Consider the following 21,921-nt stretch of genomic DNA (forward strand, 5'->3'; position numbering starts at 1 on the left):
GTTTTTAGCTGGCATTTTTGTAGAGATTGACTAAACTCATTTTTTATTATACCCTATTTAAAGGCACAACAGCTTACCCTATATAAAAAGATTTAATAATACCATCAGATAAAGAATATCTCTCTAGGATAAAAAACTGTTTTATTCTCTAAAACACTCTCCAATCACATGGGCAGCTCTTTGGTATTTTATTCATGAGCATAACGCCAGTTTATCTATCAAATAAAACCCCTAATTATACTGCCTATGCAGGACTACTTAAAATGGTTAGTTTAAAACTATCAGGGGGAGGGATTTACGATGGGTTAATTGCTCAAGCTGCACTGAAAGTCGGTGTAGATGTGTTGTTGACTCTTAACCCTAATGATTTTACTCGACTGGGAGATGATGTCAGGCGGTTAGTGCAAGTACCGGGTTAAGCCGATCGCACGCTAGTTTGACAAGGCTGATCGTTACTTAATATACTTCATCATGCGTCCCAATATCAATCAAGACGATCAATTCCTCTTGCGTTTCATTATCTTGCTCAAAAGTATAGATAATTCGGCAATCGGACTCAACCCAACAAGCCCAAAGTCCTTCTAATTGCCCCCGCAGTTTATGTGACTTCAATGGAGGATAAAATGGATCGTTCACTAACAACTCCAAAACCGAAAAGATTTTCTCACCTAATTGCGGGTTTCTCTTGATAACCCGTTTAAAAGCCCGTTTAAAACTGTTGTTTCAAACTAGAGTTTTCATTCTTCATCCAGTAAATCAGCTTTTAACTGTGCAAGGTTGCCTCGCTTTGCTGTGCCGGCTTTTAAAGCACTCAAAACCTCTCTTGCATTGCTAGCAATTTCCATTCGCCGATTTTTAATTCGCCGTTTCTGAATTAATTCAATTAACAAATCTTGCTCTTCAATTGCCAGAGATTCTACATATTCGATCGCGGTCTGGAAAGCAATAGAATTAGCCATAAAGAACTTTTCTAGGTTTGAAAAGTGACAGTGCATTTCTATTTTACTAAGTGAGGTGGGCAAATGCCCACCCTACCAATAAACTACGCGCCGACAGATTCCTTCGCTGCGTAAAGCACCTCAACGGTAATCTTATCAATCCCCCGATCGCGCGCGAACTTCTCAGTATTCCGCTTCACCTTACCCCGCACAAAACCAGGGATTTTATTCAACTCAGCTTGTCCATCCTTCGTCCAACCCATATCAGAGTCAGCCGAAATTCCCTTCGTAATCACTTCCTTGGTATCGTGGCCGCCGAAGATTTCCAGCAAGTGGTCTTCCATTCCCAAAGTAAAGGAATTGTAGACCAAATCTACGCACTGATTCGTGCCTTCATAACCCAAAAATGGCTTGTATCCGATCGGGAAATTTTGGACGTGAATCGGTGCAGCAATTACGCCGCAGGGAATATCCAAGCGCTTACCAACGTGGCGTTCCATTTGTGTACCGAAAATCGCCGAAGGTTCGGCTTTGGCGATCGCATCTCCGATCGCCCCGTGATCATCCGTCACCAGCACTTCATCGCAATACTCGCTTACCTGTTCCCGGAACCAGTCAGCGTCGTGTTTGCAGTAGGTTCCAGCCCACACAACGTGGATTCCCATCTCGCGAGCCAAAATCTTCGTCATCGCCGCAGCGTGGGTATTATCGCCAAATACGACGGCTTTTTTGCCCGTTAAGTTTTGGCAGTCGATCGACCTTGAGAACCAAGCAGCCTGCGACACAAACCGCGTTTGTTGGTCAATAAAATTTTCGTAATCAACATCCGCACCTTGAGCATTCAAAACTTGCTGAATCTTACGGATACAGCGCGCCGTTTCCACCACACCCATCGGCGTAATATCCACCATCGGCGTGCCGAATTCTTTTTGCAAATACTCCCCGGTCATCATCCCCAATTCCCGATAAGGAACCAAGTTAAACCAAGCGCGTGGCAGTCTTTTCAAGTTGTGAACCGAAGCTCCTTCGGGAATAACTTCGTTGACTTCAATGCCCAAATCTGCCATTAAACGCTTCAACTCGGTGCAGTCGTGCTGGTTGTGGAAACCCAGGGTAGACATACCGATAATGTTGACAGATGGTTTTTCGCTTTTGGCTTCTACTAAATCGCCTTTTTTGCGGGCTTTGTTAATGTAAAATTGGACGATTTGATCCAAAGTGCGATCGGCAGCTTGCAGTTCGTTGACGCGGTAATGGTTAACATCCGCCAGCAATACATCGCCTTTAGCATCCAATTGAGCTCGCTCCACGAAGTTTTCCAAGTCTTCTTGCAGGATGCTGGAGGTGCAAGTCGGGGTGAGCACGATTAAATCTGGGTGTTCTTCTCTGTCTTTGCGGGTGATGTTGTCCACCACCCGTTCCTGCGAACCCCGCGCCAGTACGTGTCTGTCAACCACGCTGGTAGTCACCGGGGTGAAATCCCGTTCCCTCTCCAGCATGGAACGCATGACGTTAAAATAGTCGTCTCCAATCGGTGCGTGCATGATTGCATGGACGTTTTTGAAGGAAGTGGCGACGCGCAAAGTGCCGATGTGGGCTGGGCCTGCGTACATCCAATAAGCCAATTTCATAGGTATTTTTCCTGGTGCTGGTTGAGAATTGCCCGATCGGGCGATTACTGCTAAATTTTAAGGTTGTTTCTGATTTTCTCACCGGATGAATCCTTTAGAAATAGTAACTTTCTGATGATTTCCAGATGTGGTAAATGCTCAAAAGCCTTTGCTGCTTAGGATTTGGCCCGTAATTCCAACAAATTGACCTTGCTTTTATGGCAATAATTCTTAATCTTTTCTCCAATTTTCTTCAGAGCTAGGCAAATCCTATCGCCCTAGAGTTCGCTGCCGCGCACCAGACAAGGTGCAATAATTCGGCATTTTTTGTCAAATTTACTCTGGTCAAACGGTCAGTTAGTATTGTTAATCGATCGGTCAAAATAGATAGAACTGAAGGAAATTTCAGATTCCGAAGCAACACTTACTTCCCTCAGCGCCTCGGTCGCCAATTATATAGCAATCCTTGCAGGAGTCGTAAATTTTTTACCCCACCCCAACCCTTCCCGAACCCGCTCGCTCGGGAGTAAGAAATTCACCAATGATTTAGTCTTGCTATAGTTAAGATTTGCACCGGCCGGTTTTTTGAAGCACCGCAAATTCGTACCCGATCACCGGAAAAAATACATCTTTCACCACTTGCATATTTTTACGATATGTGGTGACGTTCCACTAAAGTCAAGCGATTGCTGGGAATCTGAGATGATTTAGTTGTCAGCATGGCGATCGAGCATTAGAGTAAATCCTTGCACAAATCCTGTATTTGTGATTTTGTTTACCTAACTGCTGAGGTGACGAAAGCCCAGCGTGCTTTTGTCAGCCGTAACTCTTTCCTGTCAAGGCCTGCTTTCCCACACATCCCAAAAGATAGCTCTTGAGCGATAATGAAGAATAACATAGGATTTACGAAAAGAAACCCGATTTACACGATAAAATCTTGGGTTTGTCAACGACTAGCAACGAAGAAACCCGGTTTCTAGCCCGCCGCGCGTCAGTCCTGTAACATTGACCAAGCACACCTAATTTGAGAGAACCCAACTATGATGGCAATTCCCGGCGTTGCAGTTCTCGCTCTCATTTATGAAAGCAGCACTTCCCTGGTTTACCGCGGCCACAACGAGCAGAACAACCAACCTGTTATTATCAAACTTATCAAAGAAGACTATCCGACTCCTGAAGAACTGAATAGATACAAGCGCGAATATGAGATCACTGCCAACTTAAGCCTGTTAGACGGAGTTGTGAAAGTGTATAAGTTGCAACAGGTTAGAAATAGTCTGGCAATGATCTTAGAAGATTTTGGCGGGGAATCTTTAAAAATATTTATGGGTTCTCAAAAATTTACCATCTTAGGATTTCTGACTACTGCCATCAAAGTTGCTGAAACTTTGGGAGAAATTCACGGAAAAAATGTAATTCATAAAGATATAAACCCCTCTAATATAGTTTTTAATCCTGCTACAGGACAAGTTAAACTCATAGATTTCAGCATCTCAAGTGCATCCAATCTGGAAAATATAACGAGTAAAAATCCCAATTTTTTAGAAGGCACTTTAGCCTATATGTCGCCCGAACAAACCGGCAGAATGAACCGGGTAGTCGATTACCGCACCGACTTTTATTCCCTGGGCGTGACCTTCTATGAAATCCTGGCAGGACAACTCCCTTTTCCCACTACCGATCCCATGGAGTTAGTTCACTGTCACATCGCCAAACAGCCAGTACCTCTCGCTGAAATGGCCCCAGAAATTCCTCAAGCTGTTTCAGATATTGTGATGAAATTGTTAGCAAAAACGGCTGAAGAGCGCTATCAAAGTGCTTGGGGACTAAAAGCTGATTTGGAATCCTGCCTGTTTCAGTGGCAAACATCTGGGGTTGTTTCTGAGTTTCCTCTCGGTAGCCAAGATATTTCCGACAAATTTCAAATACCTCAAAAACTTTACGGCAGACAGCGAGAAGTTGAAACTCTTTTAGCGGCATTTGAACGGGTAGCAGCAACAAATAATCGAGGCTACCGCACCGACGATTCTCAAATTTCTGTCATCAAAAAAGAGAGCCAATCGAAAAAACAAATTCCCTTGTCAGTCCTCGCGAGAGGACAGCATAAATCCCGCAGCGAGATGATGCTGATTGCCGGTTATTCCGGTATTGGCAAATCTGCAATGGTGAAGATTTTAGACAAACCTATTACCCGCAGGCGTGGATATTTTATTTGGGGAAAGTTTGACCAGTACAAGCGGACTATTCCTTACTCGGCAGTTGTCAGCGCTTTTTCAGAATTGGTGCGGCAACTGTTAACTGAAAGTGAGGCTCAATTAGCAGTTTGGCGCGACAAACTCCGCAGTTCCTTCGGTCAAAACGGACAAATTATTATTGATGTCCTTCCCGAAGTTGAACTAATTGTCGGAGCTCAGTCTCCTGTAGCTGAATTGGGGCCGACGGAATCTCTGAACCGCTTTAATTTAGTATTTCAAAATTTCATTCGCGTATTTTGCCAGCCCGAACATCCGCTGGTCATTTTTCTCGACGATTTGCAGTGGGCTGATTCCGCTACTCTCAAGTTGATCGAATTGATGATGACAGATGAAGCTACGCAATATCTGTTTTTAATTGGTGCTTATCGGGATAATGAAGTTAGCCCCACTCATCCTTTAATGATGACTGTGGAGACGCTGCGAAATCAGGAAGCTATCATTAATCAGATTGCTTTGTCGCCGCTGGGGGTGGAAAATATAACTCATTTGATTGCCGAGACTTTGCACAGCGATAGAGAATCTGTCAAACCATTAGCTGAATTGGTAATCAGCAAAACGGACGGCAATCCTTTTTTTGTAAATCAATTCCTGCAAACATTGTATCAGGAAAACCTGCTAGTTTTTCACCCGCCACAGTCGGGGAGCAAGGGTGGCTGGCATTGGGATATGACTCAAATTGAGCAGTGCGCTATCACGGACAATGTAGTAGATTTGATGGTACAAAAATTGAGAAAGCTGCCAAGTTCAACGCAGCAAGTTTTGCGTTTAGTGGCTTGTTTGGGGAACGAATTTGACTTAAATACTCTTTCTTTAATCAATGAAAAAGAAGCCTCGGAAACTTTTTCTCACCTGTTGCCGGCGATTAAGTCGGGACTGATTCTGCCAACTTCGGAATTAGAAAGCAAGTCATTAGATTACGTACTGTTTCCGCTATTAATTCTGAATTATAAATTTTTGCACGATCGCGTACAGCAAGCAGCTTACGCTCTGATCGACGACTCGCAAAAAAAGGCAGTTCACCTGAAAATAGGCAGGCAAATCCTAGAAAACACTCCGGCTGAATATCGCGCTGACAGAATCTTTGAATTAGTCGATCACTTGAATGTAGCTCGATCGCTAATTAAAGACGATCGAGAATTAATTGAACTGGCAACGCTGAATTTAGACGCCGCGCGCAGAGCCAAAGATGCCACTGCTTATGTTGCTGCCTTGCAGTATTTGACCGCAGGCATGGACGGTTTGAGCAAGGATATTTGGGATGATCACTACGACTTAGCCTTTGCCTTGCACATGGAACGGGCAAATGTTGAGTATTTAAACGGTTTTTTTGAGAACTCAGAAGAATTTATTAATATAACGTTGGAAAAAGCGCGATCGCCCTTAGAAAAGGTAGAAATTTACAACCTGCTGATCGTGCAGTACACCCTGCGGGCGAAGTACGAAGAAGCCGTTAAAGCCGGAATCACAGCTTTAGACTTGCTAGGCATTGACTTGCCGCTAGATGGGCTACAAAAAGTCATATCCGAAGAATTTGCAGCAGCTACAAATATTTTAGCAGGTAGAGAAATAGCTTCCCTAATTGACGCCCCCGAAATGACTGTACCCGACAAAAAAGTTGCAGTCAAATTAATTACAAACTTGCTGACATCGGCGTACCTCAAAAATCCCGACTTGTGGAAAGTCAGCGTTTTAAAAGGAGTCAATCTTTCTCTACAATACGGTTTAGTACCCGAAGCATCTCTTTGCTATGCTGGCTACGGTATGTTCTTAAACGCAGTTTCGGGAGATTACAAAACTGCGTATCAATTCGGCTTGCTCTCGCTGCATCTCAGCGAAAAATCTGGAAATATCGGCTTGAAATGCAGAGCTTGTTCATCCTTGGTCAGTATTTTTTATTACTGGTTCAATCACATCAAAGATTCCCACGCGATCAGCAATGAAGGATATCAAGCAGCTTTAGAATCAGGAGATTTAGAGTATGCGGGTTATATCCTGTCCAACCGCATAGCTAACTCATTTTTTCAAGGTAAAGAAATCTCGCAAATTCTAGTCGATACGAGCAGGTATTTGCAGTTCAGCCAAAAAACCAAAAATCAGCTCGTAACCGATATATTATTAGGAGTAGAGTTAATCCTCCGTAACCTGAGCAAACTAACTTCTGAAAAGTTTGTATTTGAAAGCGAAGATATCAGCGAAGCTGAATACGTACACAACTGCCAAGCTCATCAAAATTTGTACTCGCTTTGCCTTTATCAGATTCGCAAATGCCAGGTAATGTACTGGTACGGCAACTTCAACGAAGCGCTACAACTAGCTTTTGAAGTAGAAAAACAGCTATCTTTTATTACCGGAGCGATACCCGCTACCGAATGGAATTTTTTCTTTTCTTTAACTTTAGCCGCCGTTTTCCCAAATGTTTCAGAAGACAAGCAAAAGGAATACTTGGAAAAGTTAGAGGAAAACCAAAAACAGATGAAAATTTGGTCAGACAACTGTGCCGAAAACTTTCTGCACAAGTATCTTTTAGTACAAGCAGAAATAGCCAGAATTTCCAAGAAAGATTCAGAAGCTGTAGAACTGTACGATTTCTCTATAAATTTAGCCCAAGACAATGAGTTTGTCCAAAATGAAGCGCTAGCTAATGAACTAGCAGCTAAGTTTTGGTTGAGTAAAGGCAAGTATCAATATGCCAAAATCCACTTGCGCGAAGCTCACTCCTGTTACTTGCGCTGGGGTGCAGTTCGCAAAGTAGAAGATTTAGAACAGAAGTATCCGCAGTTGCGGGAAATGACACCGCTCAACGGAAGTTTTAACAACAATCAAACTACCACAACTATTCATACTTCTACTGGCAGCGATGCGAGAGTGCTGGATTTGGCAACGGTAATGAAAGCATCTCTGGCGATTTCTAGCGAAATTGTCCTCGATAAGTTGCTGGCTTCTTTGATGAGAATCTCGTTAGAAAATGCGGGTGCTCAATTAGGTTTTCTGATTTTAGTCAGAGATGGTCAACTGTTGATTTCAGCTAAAGCGTCAGTATTTGCTGAAGATGTAGCTGTGCTGGAATTTACGCCTGTTGGAGACTATCATGATTTACCTGTGACGGTGATTAATTATGTGGAAAGAACTCGCTCGGATTTGGTGTTGAGCAATGCGGCGGGTGAGGGACTATTCACAGCCGATCCTTACATCGCTAAACACCAACTGCAATCTATTTTGTGTACTCCAATCATCAATCAAGGCAAACTGATCGGCATTCTTTATTTAGAAAACAATTTGACTGTCGGAGCATTTACTCCCCACAGATTGGAAGTTTTAAGGTTGCTCTCTTCCCAAGTTGCTATTTCTTTAGAAAATGCTCTGCTTTACAATTCAGTGGAACAGAAAGTGCAAGAGCGGACGCAGGAGTTAAATGAAAAGAACGAGCGATTAGAACAAACTTTGCGCGAACTTAAACTAACTCAAGCTCAATTAATCCAAACGGAAAAGATGTCTAGTTTGGGGCAAATGGTCGCTGGTGTAGCTCACGAAATTAATAATCCTGTAAGTTTCATCTACGGCAATCTTAATCCGGCTAGCGAATACGTTAAAGACTTGCTAAAATTGATTGAGCTTTACCAGCAGCACTATCCAGAACCTGCTGATGAAATTCTAGAAGAAATAGAAACAATTGAGCTGGAATTTTTGAGCGAGGATTTGCAAAAGCTGCTGGATTCCATGAAAGTAGGAGCGGAAAGAATCCGGGATATTGTGCTAAGCTTGCGGAATTTCTCGCGCCTCGACGAAGCGCAAATGAAGTCGGTAGATATCCATCAAGGCATCGACAGTACGGTGATGTTGCTGCAACCGCGCCTGAGAAAAGAGGGCGGGCGTTTGGGAATTGAGGTGATTAAAAATTACAACACGCTACCCCTAATTACTTGTTATGCGTCTCAGTTGAATCAGGTATTTATGAATATTTTGACAAATGCGATCGATGCTCTCCTCGTAGCAAGAGATTACCCGGAAAATTCTCATCAACAGCCTACGATTACAATTTCTACAGAGGTGACTGACAGGAATTCTGCCATAATTAAAATTGCCGACAGCGGGCCGGGCATGAGCACTGAGGTGCTGCACAAGATATTCGATCCATTTTTTACGACTAAGCCCGTGGGCTCGGGAACTGGTTTGGGATTGTCTATTTCTCACTCGATTGTTGTCAGTTCTCATGGCGGAAAATTGACTTGCGTTTCTACACCCGGAGAGGGGAGCGAGTTTATTATTGAAATTCCGATCGCCCCCAGGCAAGTTTTGTAATCGGCGCTACTATTAACCAACATCCCCAAATCAATTTTAGTTAGCCACGCTTAACAATTCGGCCACGCATTGCGTTTACTAAACTTTGAATTCGCAATTTTAACTCGGCGAAAACTCTGTAGCAAAGTCGATCGCTCTGGTTTTGACAAAAGCGCGATCGCCATTTTGCAGCCGCATTGAGGGCTTTTCATTACGACGATGTGGCAATGCTCCGGCAAAGCATAAAAAGTGTCAGATTTTTAATTAAAAAAGTAAATATTGTGTGTATCTTTATGATCGAACTGTAGATAGTATAGCAATCCTAAATGATTTTCTATATCTAGATTAATCCTAAATGATTTTCTGTGTGTAAGTATATTGACGTATTTTGGGGAAATCAAATTTATGTTCGTTAGTAAAAAACTCAAACAAAAATTTGACAATCTTAAAAGACCTACATAAATACCAATACTTTCTTAAAAAGTTTTTAGCTTGTAACCAAATATCTTCAACGGGATTCTGTTGGGGAGCAGTGGGAGCAAATAAGAGACAAGTAATTGACCACTTATCAGGTTTTTTGTCACCATTTAGTTCTAATAAAAAATCTCTAAATTCTCCATATTTATGATAACTAGCTCCATCCCAAATCAAGATAATTTTGCGATTCTTATATTTATTTTTTAAGTATTTTATGAATTTAACTGTTGATTTTCCCTCACCAGATGGATGGCTCTGGAGATGGAATTCTTTGGTTTGATAATTGAGTGCGCCAAAATAAGTTTGTCTATCTTTTTCATTGGTAATTGGAACTTCAATTCTGATTTTGGATTGGCCCCAAACATAACCAGTCAGATTACCATGAAGTAGATGACATTCATCTAAAAACAATACTATTATTTCCCCAAATTCTATACCAGCCTTGTTTTTAAATAAAATATCGTTAATTTCTTCCGTCTTTTTTTTTATCAGTTCTTTATCAAATTTAGGATTAGTTTTTTGACTTTTTTTCCAACTAATTTTCGCCCGACCGAAAAGTTCATAGTAACTCTGTTTTGATTTATATATCACACCAAATTTTTGAGATAAATAAGTAACCAACTCATCTAAATTCCAATAGACCTCTTGCAAAAAAGATTTATGTTATAATTAAAGGTTGTAAATTTAATCCCCTAGAGCTAACTCATAATTGTAAATTGCTGACAACACATTACAACGCAGACCATAACGGCGACGGCGATTCCGATAACGACTCGACAATATTTTAAAAATTTTGAGACTCCGATTAACGTGTTCAACCACAATTCGCTCCTGTGCTAGAACTCGATTGTAGTCTTTTTCTATTCGAGAAAGTTTCCCATTTTTAGGTTTCTTTCTAGGGATATAACTATTGGGGTGATAATCCTTTATCCCTTGATAGCCACTGTCTTGTAAGCTATTTGTTTCGGAATGAAAACGAATTTTACTTTTTTTAAACAAGTTAAAATCGTGGCAATGCCCTGGTCCAAAAGCAGTGCAAATAATTTCTCTTGTCTCTTGATTAATTACCAATTGAGTTTTTAGAGTATGACATTTCTTCTTGCCTGAGTAATATCTCTTCTGTTTTTTTTTAGGTCGTTCAATAGCTGTTTCTGTGACATCCATCACCACGATTTCTGGATAATCCGAGTCTTTGAGTAATGCCTTTTTCCCCGGAATACGGAACTTTCCCCTTTTCATTAAAGTTGATTCGATATCAGTTACAATTCGGCAAATAGTTGATTCAGATACTCCCCAACTTGTCCCAATATGAAAATATGTTCGATATTCTCGCCAATATTCCAAGGCGACTAAGACCTGTTCTTCGAGAGTTAGAATGGTGCGACGTCCTCTTCTGTCTTTAGGATTTTCTAGCATGAAGTTTTATAAGGCGTTAACCATTGCTTTTAGGGTTTGAATAGTGATACCAAATCTACGTTGAAATTGCTCGGGTTTCAAATTTAGATAAGATTGATTTTTCATGATTTACTTATTGTGTAACGACAACAGAACTTTCTAGCATTTTATCCTGTTTATAGCAAGACCACAGTGAAAATAAGTTAGGAGTTGGGATTCAATCAACTCTCAGCAAAACTTTTCATTATATCATAAAATTATTTTGCAATAGGTCTATTATTCTTTATTCTTTAACCACTCGATTACTTCAGTATTTTGTCGAGCTGTTAAATACCCTTTTGACCCTTTATGTCCTAGTTTGATTCCGGCGATGCCTTTGGTTTTAAATTGTTTTTTCCAATAACCAACAAAAAAATTACTTACACCTAAAATCTGGCTAATTTCATGGTAAATATTACCTGAAAGCGCCATTTTTACAGCTATTGCTCGTTTGAGTTCTCTGGCATCGATATCGCTTTTAATGAAAGATTCTAACAAAGCTATTTCTTTTTCCATATCTTTTTGTGGCAGTTGTAAGTTATTCATTTTTTATTGTCACAATCAAGTATTGCATATAATTGTATTATAGTCTTGATAATGATGCGAGGATTGCTATAGTGTAGACAAAGATAGTGGTTGTACCAGCTATATCGAGCGATTTAACTGTACCATTCGACAACGAGTATCTCGATTGGTGAGAAAGAGCTTATCCTTCTCTAAGAAAGTGGAAAATCATATTGCTGCAATTTGGAGTTTTGTGCATCATTATAATGCTAGTTTACAACTCTAGATGCCTACTTTTTTTTGAATTCGGTTTGGTTTTATCATTTCCATCCTTTCCTTCAGGGCACTACCCATCCTTTCCTTCAGGGCACTACCCTTGAGTTTCTTCTGGGGTCATATTTTTCTCACTCGTAAGTGTGTTTTTACATTTTAGATAATTCTTGCATATTACTCTTCTAAGTATTTATATTTATTGCATAATTGAGATGCTCCCGCTTACTCATTCCTTATAGATCTCCTGGATTCGACAGTAGTGAAATCTGTCTTGTTAGTGTTTTATAAGTTTATTGCCCCGGTAAATGCCCTACTGAAACTCGGCTTTTTAGTTACGGGGACTTTGTTAGGTTGTTTGGCGATTATTTACCTGTTGCAGAAAGTTTTGCCCAAAAAATACAGCCAATACATTCGGGGAATTTAATCGGATTTTGTGTTCAGCGGATGTCTTCATAAAATTGCTTGAGATACCTCGGCGAAACGCCAAAACCCCACAAAAAACCAATCGAAAGATAGATGGCAATAGCTTTAAATTCGCCCCAATTCGCAACTCGACGATCGCTACTTTCCACTACCCGATGGACTAACTTAAGTCTCCCCCGTCGCACTAACTTCAAACACAAATCCGCTTCCTCCATAATTGGCAGCGCAGCATCGAAACCCTCGCATTCCCAAAAATCGGTACGGCGGCAAAAAATAACTTGGTCGCCAAACAGCAGGCGCAATCCTTTGAAAAATAAATGAGGTCGAAATAACAGGGGCGCGTAATAAGTTTTCAGGTAATTGTGGAGGGAAAAACCCCATCTTGTTTGCTGCGAACCAGCCATCAGGGAGATAAACCCGCCACCCACAATTTCGGCATCGGACAATGTTTTCTGGATGACTGCTACAATGTCGCCGGGAACTAAAGTATCAGCGTGGAGAAAGCAGAGAATTTCACCGGTGGCGCCTTGAGCACCTAAGTTCATTTGCAGGGATCGTCCGGCTGTACTGCTAGAAATAACGCGGGTGGCCGCGGAAAGTGCGATCGCCGCTGTGGAGTCTTGACTGCCCCCGTCTACCACCAACACTTCCCAAGCGGGAGGATTGAGAATGCTGAGTTGGCGGAGGGTGCGTTCTAGACAAGTAGCTTCGTTGAGGGCTGGGATGATAATAGAAACGCGATCCATCTGGTTGAAATTTATGCCAGAGATATTATAATAACAAACTGTGGCGATTCACAACTAACGAGAAAATAGAACTTACGCGCGCGGATTCAGAAACCCGGTGTCTGCCTGCGAACTCGTCACGAAACCTCGGATTTTTCACATAAACCGGGTTTGTTGGCGTCATTCCTATAAAATCAGCCAAAAGTGCGATCGCCCTCTATATTTCCCACTAATCAGGACTGAGAAAATCGTGCAGAAAACTGAAGTAAAAAATGATTTAGAATTTTATGAGGAAAATGCCGAGAATTGGTGGGACGAAAATGCTAAAATTTATGCCTTATACCATCTAAATAAACCCAGATTTGAGTTTTTCGACAGACACGCGACTAATTGGCAAGGGCTGAAAACCTTAGATGTCGGGTGCGGTGGTGGCTTTTCTTGCGAGTTTATGGTCGAGAGAGGCGCTATTGTTTCTGGAATAGATCGATCGGACAAATGTATTGTAGCCGCTCAAAATCACGCAGTTACCAGCGGTTTTGAGATTGACTACAGGCAAGGTTTTGCCGAAAATATGCCCTACGACGACAATACCTTTGATGTTGTAATCTGCGTGGATGTTTTGGAACACGTTGCCGATTACAAAAAAGTTGTGTCTGAGGTTCACAGGATTCTCAAGCCTGGGGGACTGTTCTTTTTTGATACAATCAACCGAACTTTTTCCTCGCAAATTGTGATGATTGGACTGATGGAAAATACATTGCAGGAAATTAAGCGGGGCGTTCACGATTGGGAAAAGTTTATTACCCCCGAGGAACTATCTGTGGTAATGCAGGATATTGGTTTTGGCAAGATTGAAATTAAAGGTTTTGATATGTTTGGAGAAATGGGCGCTATGTTAGCCGTAATGCACGGGTTTTGGGAAGATTTTACATGCGGCAAGCCGGTGTTTCCTTCGCAGGGTATTTTCCAACAAATATCTCAAACTCTAAAATCTAATATAGCTAACTATATGGATTACAAAAAGTCTGGGTTGTTTAAAATCAAAATTAATGAGGATCAGTCGATTATGTATGTTGGCGTTGGGGCGAAGAATTAGTCAGTTAATTGTTCACTGTTGTTATTAGGGGCGCATTGGAGACGGATTTTTGCGATCGACAAATCCGGCGAAAACCCGCCTCTATTGCATTTTTTAGGGTACGCAGGCCGCGGTACACCTTATCCTGTGGAGTGCAATACACATATTCTGTAGGCACGAGGCCGTATCCTTACTATATTGCGAGCAATTGAGAATTGCTATATTGGCGATCGCACGAAAAACCTAAGCCTGGGCTGAGGGATACTGAGTATCGATCAAATTTTAATGACTCGCCCCAACTCCTAAAATAGCGATCTAGCAAGCATATATACTTAAATGTTAGGGCGAACACAGTGGCACCGTCCCTACCGATTCACAATTTATCAAGAATTATGCCAGCAACTTTTCTCCCAAAATCGATCGCACAACTCACAGAATCTACCTCAATTGCCTTAGCCCAAAGCATTCAACGGGAGGCAATTACAACTCCCCTATCTTCTGGGCCAATTGCCACAACCTACGTGCGTCAAGGCAGCGGCAACACACCCATTTTGCTAATTCACGGCTTCGACAGTTCCTTGTTTGAATTCCGCCGCCTGTTGCCGCTGCTGGCTGCCGAAAATGAAACTTGGGCGGTTGATTTGTTGGGTTTCGGGTTTACAGAAAGAGCGGCTGGTTTAGCATTCAGCGCTAGGGCAATTGAAAGTCACCTTTACTATTTTTGGAAAACGCTAATTTCGCAGCCTGTAATCTTAGTCGGTGCTTCAATGGGAGGTGCAGCCGCAATTGATTTCACTCTCAATTATCCCGAAGCTGTGAAACAATTAGTGTTAATAGATAGCGCAGGTTTTGCCATCAGTTCTAATAAGGGAAAGTTTTTAATTCCTCCTTTAGGATATCTAGCAACTTCATTTTTACGCAATCCCAAAATTCGCCAGCGAATTAGCGTCAATGCTTATTTCGATAAAAATTTGGCTTCTCAAGACGCTCAAACTTGTGCTGCTTTGCACTTGGAAATGCCCAACTGGAATCAAGCTTTAATTGCGTTTACCAAAAGTGGCGGTTATGGAGGTTTTGGGGAAAAGTTATCGCAAATTCAGCAGGAGACGCTGATTTTGTGGGGAAAACAAGACCGAATTTTGGGGACGGCGGATGCGGAAAAGTTTGCAAGGGCGATCGCAAATTCTCAACTAATTTGGATACCCGACTGCGGGCACGTTCCCCACTTAGAAAAGCCGCAGATTACCGCGCAGCATATTTTAGAATTCATCACAAAAAGCGGACTCACGCAAAAAAATTAAACCTAGGGTGCGTTGTGGCGCACCTTACATATATGGTTTCCCTGACACATTTGGTATAGTTTGAGGTCAAATAGACAGGTTTCAAACTTTTGGCAAATACTTTTGTACTATCGTCCATCCTGTGAGCAACACAGTCACAAATCCCCCAAACAAAGCCAAATTAGTGCCGATATGGAGGGGGCGCGCCCAAGGATGTTTAGGACCAATTTGCAGACCGCTTCCAACAGAAACCAATACCAAAGCAACAACAGCTAATCCCGCCGGTAAATGAGCCGAGTGACCCAAATTGCCGTAATATCCTAGGGTACCGACTACACCAATTCCCAGTAGTAAAATTACCAAAGTTGCCATCCCCGCACCAGTGGCTAAATGAAAGAAACGCAGCCATTTTGGGCGCGGTTGTTTGGTACTGCGAGCCACAAACATCCACGTTCCAGTAACGGCCAGCAACACATAAGCCAACAGGGAAACACCCATTGACCAAGCCGCTATTTTCCACAACCACAAGAAAGAAGGCAGATTCATCAGTTGCATCCCTAATTAGGATTTTTCACAAAAGGTTTCTTTCCGATTTTACCTGGACTTGAAAGCAAAAATGACTTATTTTGAGAGAAAGTGCGATCGGACTATCCACAGATTGCATCAGTCTTACCTTGAAGTCAAACTAACTTTCTCCGATACTCAGCTTAATTTACGCTACAGATTTGTTGCTAACCTTTTTAGGAGCCACCTTTCCATTCTAGCTGGCTGGTTTTGCTTTCCATGAAAGGCATTTTATAAAACCCTAATTTTTGTTCTAAGATTAATCGGAAAAAAGGCAGACCTTCAATCAAATATCTTTTCCACAACCTTCTCGGTTCACTTAACAGTCGGTACGCCCATTCTATACCGACTTCGCTCATCCATTTGGGAGCTCGGGCTTTGCAACCAGCTTCAAAATCAATGGTTGCACCTACGGCTAAGAAAATTTTGACGTATGTTAATTTGCTTCTGTATTTAACCAGCCACTTCTCTTGCTTGGGCGCTCCCACTCCTATAGCCAGAACTGTCGCTCCTGACTTATTGATCGCGTCAATTATTGTTTCACATTCTTCCTCATTTTTTTCAAAGCCAAAAGAAGGAGAAAGTGCTTCCACCACTATTTCCCTACCAATCTTTTGGTTAATTTTTTCCTGAGCTTTCCTAGCAATACCTTCAGCAGCTCCTAGCAAAAATATTTTAATCTTCTCGTTATCTTTGTGATACATATAAAATGCAGGGAACAAATCCGAACCAGAAATTTTTTCTTTGAGAGGAGTACCCAAAAACTTGGAGGCATACATCAATATTTGACTGTCGCAGACTCTATAAGTAGATGTATTGTAAGCTTCATAGAAGTCGCGGTCATACTGCAACTTAATCAAGTGGTCTACATTGGGTGTAAATACGACACCACCTTCGCCGTCGAGTTTTTCAAACAACTCTGTGATTGACAAGTTATCTATCGAGACATTCAATAAATTAACTGTTTTCATTTATGATGCCCTTCCCGCTTTATATTAAACTACAACTCAAACTATTATAACCCACAATACAGTTTCGTGTTTTAACTACCTGGGTGCTTCAGTAAACATAATTTTCTCAGTATATCCTCCTACCCCCTGCCTGTCTAGTGAGGGTTTTTAAAGATTATGTAAATAATTAGCTCGTTTTAGAAAAAGTGTATAAAGCCCCTTTTTAAGTTTATAACTGGTAACACAGTCTCAAGAAAAAAGCCATCCTGTACTCATAAGCTGTTCATCATTTAAATTTTCGAGGCTATCTAAGCCAGTAAAGGGTTTCAACCTCTGAAACACGCATTTTAAATGCACAACAGCTTACTTGTTGAAGCATTGCAAATGAATGTAAAAAAGAGTTTATGAGACTAAAATTTTAACCTAGTGAGAAATATCTTGCAACTTCAGAACTGGATTTCATCCACAAGTGGTAGATTTTTTAGTTTTTGTATCGAGGGAAGGCAAGTATAGTTTCCAGCTTGAAGTGAACCGACGCTCGCCTTCATGAAAATCATCCTGATTTTTGATGAACCAGCGACTGTCTTCTTGGTAGCGAACTGGTTTTCTTGCTTTTAAGACTTTCTGGAGCTTTTAAGACAAGACTCGATATTCCTCCAGCAATCAGCGCAAAAATCGGGTTAGTCATAGCATTCAAAACACAGTCAAACATGTACATAGTTAAGGCTACTCCCAGGGCGGCAGCGGGCGCTACTTTGGGATTAGACCAGGTTCTGGCGGGATATTTGAACAGGGAAAAGACGATAACAGGAAGTAACAAGGAAGAAAATAAACTAACCAAACCGACTGCACCGTTGACGCCAAATGCAATAATCCATAAGCTGTCGGTGATCGATATATCTTCACCGTACCCGTCGTACACGCGGTTTCCGCCGGAATCACCCCAGCCAAAAAGCAATCTTTGCCGCGCTTTTGCCCCCAATATCTCTTCATTGTCAAATCTAAACTTCAGAGAGCCGGCTCGTTCTTCGCCAAATATTGGAGTGATGAAATCAATCACGTCTTTGCTCGAAAATTGACCCGATGCCGCTATGTACAGATAAAACACTACATATCCAATTATAAAGAGCAGGGGCAAAGAAGTGCGAAACCACTTAGCCGAGAATAATACAAGCAACGCCATTCCAAATAAACTGTAGGCGCCAGTAGAACGGCACAGGAAAAAAGCGATAGTTAATATAATTGCTAAAGTCTTGATGTTACGACCCATAAACTTTTTGAGCGTCCCAGTTTGCCACAGCCAAACAGCAATTAAGGCGGCTGTCATCATCCACATGCCCACCATCAAACCGTGTTGCATAAATACTACCGGTCTCCACCCGCCCATACGCCTTGCTTGACCCCAGTCGTCAAAGGCATTGACGCCGTAAACCATTTGGTGCAAAAGTGGACCCTTAATCCCTTCAATTAAAGTAAAAGGAATGTAGGCTAACCCACCTGCAAAAATCCCGATCGCCAATTGTCGCAGCCCATCTAAACTACCCAGATACAAGCGTCCTAAAAAATAAGGCAGACCCCAAGTAACGATTTGGTTGACAGTCGGAGAAATCGGGCTGCCGCCATTACTAACTTGTGAAACAATGGGACACAAACACCAAATTACCATTGGCACGTCCAGCCAACCGGGCTTAAAAGAGGTTATGCGTCCAGTATCGTAGACAATAGTAGCCAGAAAAATACCGTAGCAAGCTGCCGATATTTTGGTATACGGTGGCAATAGGGGGATGGGATAAGAAGCTTGTGGCAAAAACAGCCACGCTCCCACAAAACTTATAATGAGCGCCCGTTGAGTCGGAAACCTCACAAACAGGTAAAGAACGAGGGGAATGAAGCCGAACATAGCAACTGGGATTAATGCAACCATAGGTCTTGTTTGGCAGTAAAATTGTAGAAAGACAACTCAATGTGCCCGATAAAAATTTTCGCTTAAACGATCGCCCAACCCCAATCTTTTTAATCAACCTCAATTTTACGTCTTGTTCGTTAAGTGTGCTTGACGTTCCAAAGCAGCGTGCAGTGCCGCCTCGAAGAGATTAGTTGCATCCTCCCAGGTATAATTTATCACCGTCTCCAAAGCAGTCTCGGACATGGCGCGCCATTCGGCATCAGACAACTGACAAATTTGCTCGATCGCTTTTGCCATATCCTCTGGGTCTTCTGGCTTGACAAGTATGCCACCCCCGCCAGCAAGTAGTTGCGGAGCCGCACCTGCAGGAGTGCCGATGACTGGAGTGCCACAAGCCATAGCTTCTAAAATTGGCAAGCCGAAGCCTTCGGATCTGCTGGAAAATAGCCAAGCATCGCATTTGCTGTAAAATTCTTTTAGTTGGTCTTGAGTAGGTGCATTATTATACTCAGTACCCTCAGGCAGCAAATTGGGAGGAGGAGTATCGCCGCCACAACCAAAGGCAACTAAACGAAGGTTAGGAATTTTTTAGCAGCTAGAGAGAAAGCTTTCACGGCAAGATCGCAGCCTTTCCAAGGAGTTCTAGTATAGTACATCCTGACAGTGGGAACTAATTGCTTGCCTCGCAACTGCTTCGCTCGCGACTGGGGGTCGTAAAACTGTTTAGTGTCCACCGTAGGAGGGACGAGAGATACAGACAAATCGCCGTATTCATTCCGAGCTATGTCGGCCAGCCACTGTGCCACAGCGATTTTGTGCATGGGCAGCCGCCAAGTTGCCTCTACTCGACCTTTGGGTATTTAGTCAAAAGCCTCGTAGTGTTGGAGAAAATATACTTTCGTTCCTTTGCTCGGAGAAAGTTTTGCCACCCACTCGGCAGTTTCCCACCAAGTAGCCATTATGATATCGGCATCAGGTACGTCAACGTCGGTAATTAAACGGTAAGTTTCGAGAACTCGGCTCTCGACATCCACCTTGTCAAAGTGAGACGGTTCTTTATGGGGAGCGGACTGCCAAGCCCTACCTCTGAGCAGCGAGCGCAATTGTTGGAGCAAAGTCGGTACCTAAGTTATCGAAAAATGAAGGCTCGTTTTCCGGTGTGGAAATCCAACCGCGTCCCCGCAACAGCGACTTGACTTGCTGGCGCATACTCGGTTGGGCGTGGGGTACAGAGATGACGAACACGGAGTGTCCTCGCTTTCTCAAAAGTTCTGCGAAAATAGAGATTACTCGTATTCCACCAGCCAGACACAGAGTAGGAAGAACAAAGGTGATTTTCATTTTTAAGTCCCGCTGAAGACTCTGGCTCTCTTTCGGCGCTGCTACCAGCGCTGATGTTAAAGCCTAAAAGGAAAGAGGGGCGGGTGAATATTAATTACCGCTTTCCCGATGTTTACATAGAATCCAACCGATCGACTGTTCGCAACATCCCAGTATCTATCAGCCCCAACTTCGCTGTCATTGCATTGATAATAACGATGGCTGCGAGCGCCAAACACTATCCTATAGGGATAATTTTCATGTCAACGAAAGTTCATCCTGAAGACAGATTTCTCATCAACCAGGAGTTTTTTTCTCGGTCAACACCAAGCTAAACACCACTTCCTGTCTAACATAACAGAACTTGCTTATGCTACAGCAAGGGATGTACGGGAAACCGAAGAACACCCAATTTTTACTCGTTCAAGGTAGCATTAATAACAATATACAGTAGATTGACATCACGTGGTGAAAATTTTTATACGATTTTAACAAGGAAATTTTTACTTTAAAAATGTTGATTTCCTTATCGATCCCACAGATATAAACACTGATCAGTTGCTGTGATTTTTTGGTAACTGTGCTGTCGGTACTCCTTCAAAAAATATCGTATTTTGTCAATATTCAGAGATGGTGGTTTTCTCAGATCCTTGGAGGAGCGCGAGCGCGCAAATGAGCGTCGCGAGGCGGAAAGGAGGGAAGAAACCAGGCTTTCAACGGAGATCCCTCGCCCTCATTTGTCGTATTTTCCGGAAAAAACCCGCTTAATGCGTCCGGGACTCTTTGAAAAAGTAGGTTTTCCAATCGCCTTACAAAACATAAAGTTTCACCCCTATACATTTAATTAGCTGGCTGAGTTTTAAATTTGTTAATAAAAGGCGAACACCTGAAAAAATTCCCAAAAGAGAGTGCCAATGCGGGGCAGAGTATATGTAGCGTTACTGCCCAATTCCTGTCTAAGTAATTACCGTAACAAAACTTCAGCAGCAAATTATCACATGACCCTATAAAGATCAAAAGAACACTCAAGGTTAATCGGCCTATATTGTGTACACCTTAACTCTTAAGGAGTAGTAGTGGCTTCGCGGTATTTATCAAACGATGTCGCTTACCAAAAATTTCATGTTATGAAATCATCATTTTTCCTAAGTTTGCAATTCCAAATGACCATCTGTGTACTCTTGGGGGTCCGGCCGCCGATGCTTGCAGCGATATGTGGGCCAGTTTTCATGCAGCTAAAATTATGCGATCGCCAGCAAAACCAAACCTAGAATTTAAATCCGATGCCTTAACGGAAAGCATCTGCCGGTGGGAAGAGATGAACGTTCGATTATTGCACAGCATCAGTCAAGATCCCAGTACACTCAGCATTAATGCCAGCAAATACTTGCCGCTGCTAGTTGGCATCAACCGCAGCTACAGCCACAGATACCTTGCCTAAGCTGACAATTTAGAAGGGTACGTTGTCGCCCGCGGCAGTGGTACGCCGCCCCGATGATGGGGGGAGAAATTAATCTGGAGAGTGAGTTGGGCAGAAGGTCAATTTTTACTGTATAATTGCCAGGAATAGTCGCGGAAAAAGCAGCTAGTTAAACAGGATTTGCCAACCAATACTTGCAATGCCTAAATCTGCGATCGCGTGGCTGATATAACTAGGCCAAAGTGAACGGTAAGTCAGATAAGAGTGAGACCAAATTATCCCGGCGGCGAAGACAGCTAAGGAACCTAAGAGAACAGCCTGCCAGTGGCTGTAAGCTGCTATTACAAAAATGTGGTGGATAGTGAAAAATAGCGAACTCAGAAATATTGCTTTTGTTCCCGGCATGAGAATCGGGAGCATCCCGGTTTTGCGCTTTTGAGCATCAAACGGATATTGATCCGTTAAGGTAGGCGCACCGAAGCTTAAGCA

Annotated in this window: 19 protein-coding genes and 3 pseudogenes; 7 read left to right on the forward strand and 15 right to left on the reverse strand. The window is 42.4% G+C overall.

Features of this window, described 5'->3' with window-relative positions; genetic code table 11:
- The first annotated feature begins 263 nt into the window (after window positions 1-263).
- Window positions 264-419, forward strand: coding sequence for a hypothetical protein (locus tag QT994_RS25035; RefSeq protein WP_333179388.1), 156 nt, complete (start codon window positions 264-266; stop codon window positions 417-419).
- A gap of 37 nt (window positions 420-456) precedes the next feature.
- Here QT994_RS25035 and QT994_RS25040 read toward each other — a convergent pair.
- The 3 genes and pseudogenes from QT994_RS25040 to bchB form a co-directional block, all read right to left on the reverse strand.
- Window positions 457-708: pseudogene (locus tag QT994_RS25040) on the reverse strand (type II toxin-antitoxin system RelE/ParE family toxin); the annotation flags it as partial.
- A 29-nt stretch (window positions 709-737) separates the two neighbouring features.
- Window positions 738-959 carry a hypothetical protein gene (locus tag QT994_RS25045; protein WP_333179390.1) on the reverse strand — a complete coding sequence of 74 codons (222 nt, stop codon included), beginning with the start codon at window positions 957-959 and terminating at the stop codon, window positions 738-740.
- An 83-nt stretch (window positions 960-1,042) separates the two neighbouring features.
- On the reverse strand, window positions 1,043-2,569 hold the full coding sequence (bchB, locus tag QT994_RS25050; RefSeq protein WP_242723164.1) for a ferredoxin:protochlorophyllide reductase (ATP-dependent) subunit B: 1,527 nt from the start codon (window positions 2,567-2,569) through the stop codon (window positions 1,043-1,045).
- A gap of 1,019 nt (window positions 2,570-3,588) precedes the next feature.
- Here bchB and QT994_RS25055 point away from each other — a divergent pair.
- Window positions 3,589-9,102 carry an AAA family ATPase gene (locus tag QT994_RS25055; RefSeq protein ID WP_333179393.1) on the forward strand — a complete coding sequence of 1,838 codons (5,514 nt, stop codon included), beginning with the start codon at window positions 3,589-3,591 and terminating at the stop codon, window positions 9,100-9,102.
- Window positions 9,103-9,432: 330 nt separating this feature from the next.
- On the opposite strand, the gene QT994_RS25060 is transcribed toward QT994_RS25055, so the two are convergent.
- The 3 genes and pseudogenes from QT994_RS25060 to QT994_RS25070 all read right to left on the reverse strand — a co-directional run bounded on the left by QT994_RS25060 (window position 9,433) and on the right by QT994_RS25070 (window position 11,538).
- On the reverse strand, window positions 9,433-10,209 hold the full coding sequence (locus tag QT994_RS25060) for an IS630 family transposase (RefSeq protein WP_333179396.1): 777 nt from the start codon (window positions 10,207-10,209) through the stop codon (window positions 9,433-9,435).
- A gap of 33 nt (window positions 10,210-10,242) precedes the next feature.
- Window positions 10,243-11,079 (reverse strand): annotated as a pseudogene (locus tag QT994_RS25065) (IS5 family transposase).
- Between the two features lie 150 nt (window positions 11,080-11,229).
- Window positions 11,230-11,538: a helix-turn-helix domain-containing protein gene (locus QT994_RS25070; protein WP_333179399.1), complete on the reverse strand. Its 309-nt coding sequence runs from the start codon at window positions 11,536-11,538 to the stop codon at window positions 11,230-11,232.
- 73 nt (window positions 11,539-11,611) lie between these two features.
- On the opposite strand from QT994_RS25070, the pseudogene QT994_RS25075 reads away from it, so the two are divergent.
- Window positions 11,612-11,782 (forward strand): annotated as a pseudogene (locus QT994_RS25075) (IS1 family transposase); the annotation flags it as partial.
- Window positions 11,783-12,028: 246 nt separating this feature from the next.
- Window positions 12,029-12,193, forward strand: coding sequence for a hypothetical protein (locus QT994_RS25080; protein WP_333179402.1), 165 nt, complete (start codon window positions 12,029-12,031; stop codon window positions 12,191-12,193).
- Between the two features lie 13 nt (window positions 12,194-12,206).
- Here QT994_RS25080 and QT994_RS25085 read toward each other — a convergent pair whose 3' ends face one another.
- The gene (locus tag QT994_RS25085; protein ID WP_333179404.1) at window positions 12,207-12,938 is read right to left on the reverse strand and encodes a TIGR04283 family arsenosugar biosynthesis glycosyltransferase; all 732 of its coding nucleotides are present in this window, start codon (window positions 12,936-12,938) and stop codon (window positions 12,207-12,209) included.
- A 229-nt stretch (window positions 12,939-13,167) separates the two neighbouring features.
- Between QT994_RS25085 and ubiG the strand changes: the two genes are divergently transcribed.
- Both ubiG and QT994_RS25095 read left to right on the forward strand, forming a co-directional pair.
- Window positions 13,168-14,013, forward strand: coding sequence for a bifunctional 2-polyprenyl-6-hydroxyphenol methylase/3-demethylubiquinol 3-O-methyltransferase UbiG (gene ubiG, locus QT994_RS25090; RefSeq protein WP_333179407.1), 846 nt, complete (start codon window positions 13,168-13,170; stop codon window positions 14,011-14,013).
- 371 nt (window positions 14,014-14,384) lie between these two features.
- A complete protein-coding gene (locus QT994_RS25095; protein ID WP_333179410.1) occupies window positions 14,385-15,293 on the forward strand; it encodes an alpha/beta hydrolase in 909 nt (302 codons plus the stop codon).
- Window positions 15,294-15,374: 81 nt separating this feature from the next.
- Here the strand turns inward: QT994_RS25095 and QT994_RS25100 are convergent, their stop codons facing one another.
- The 7 genes from QT994_RS25100 to QT994_RS25130 all read right to left on the reverse strand — a co-directional run bounded on the left by QT994_RS25100 (window position 15,375) and on the right by QT994_RS25130 (window position 20,033).
- Window positions 15,375-15,818 (reverse strand): DUF4079 domain-containing protein, encoded by a 444-nt coding sequence (locus QT994_RS25100; protein ID WP_333050629.1) that lies wholly within the window; start codon window positions 15,816-15,818, stop codon window positions 15,375-15,377.
- Window positions 15,819-16,012: 194 nt separating this feature from the next.
- Window positions 16,013-16,807 carry a WecB/TagA/CpsF family glycosyltransferase gene (locus tag QT994_RS25105; RefSeq protein ID WP_333050631.1) on the reverse strand — a complete coding sequence of 265 codons (795 nt, stop codon included), beginning with the start codon at window positions 16,805-16,807 and terminating at the stop codon, window positions 16,013-16,015.
- A gap of 532 nt (window positions 16,808-17,339) precedes the next feature.
- The gene (locus tag QT994_RS25110) at window positions 17,340-18,710 is read right to left on the reverse strand and encodes an O-antigen ligase domain-containing protein (RefSeq protein ID WP_333179413.1); all 1,371 of its coding nucleotides are present in this window, start codon (window positions 18,708-18,710) and stop codon (window positions 17,340-17,342) included.
- 105 nt (window positions 18,711-18,815) lie between these two features.
- Window positions 18,816-19,220: a glycosyltransferase family 4 protein gene (locus QT994_RS25115; protein ID WP_333179416.1), complete on the reverse strand. Its 405-nt coding sequence runs from the start codon at window positions 19,218-19,220 to the stop codon at window positions 18,816-18,818.
- A 38-nt stretch (window positions 19,221-19,258) separates the two neighbouring features.
- On the reverse strand, window positions 19,259-19,513 hold the full coding sequence (locus tag QT994_RS25120) for a hypothetical protein (RefSeq protein ID WP_333179419.1): 255 nt from the start codon (window positions 19,511-19,513) through the stop codon (window positions 19,259-19,261).
- Between the two features lie 39 nt (window positions 19,514-19,552).
- Window positions 19,553-19,807 (reverse strand): hypothetical protein, encoded by a 255-nt coding sequence (locus QT994_RS25125; protein WP_333179421.1) that lies wholly within the window; start codon window positions 19,805-19,807, stop codon window positions 19,553-19,555.
- The gene (locus QT994_RS25130) at window positions 19,773-20,033 is read right to left on the reverse strand and encodes a hypothetical protein (protein WP_333050643.1); all 261 of its coding nucleotides are present in this window, start codon (window positions 20,031-20,033) and stop codon (window positions 19,773-19,775) included. Before QT994_RS25130 ends, QT994_RS25125 begins: the two co-directional genes overlap by 35 nt.
- A 1,192-nt stretch (window positions 20,034-21,225) precedes the next feature.
- On the opposite strand from QT994_RS25130, the gene QT994_RS25135 reads away from it, so the two are divergent.
- On the forward strand, window positions 21,226-21,453 hold the full coding sequence (locus tag QT994_RS25135) for a hypothetical protein (RefSeq protein WP_333179424.1): 228 nt from the start codon (window positions 21,226-21,228) through the stop codon (window positions 21,451-21,453).
- Between the two features lie 144 nt (window positions 21,454-21,597).
- On the opposite strand, the gene QT994_RS25140 is transcribed toward QT994_RS25135, so the two are convergent.
- On the reverse strand, window positions 21,598-21,921 hold a 324-nt coding region (locus QT994_RS25140), incomplete at its 5' end, for a CPBP family intramembrane glutamic endopeptidase (RefSeq protein ID WP_333179427.1).

The organism is Microcoleus sp. S13_B4 (assembly GCF_036700885.1).
In the GTDB taxonomy this organism is placed as follows: Bacteria; Cyanobacteriota; Cyanobacteriia; order Cyanobacteriales; family Microcoleaceae; genus Microcoleus.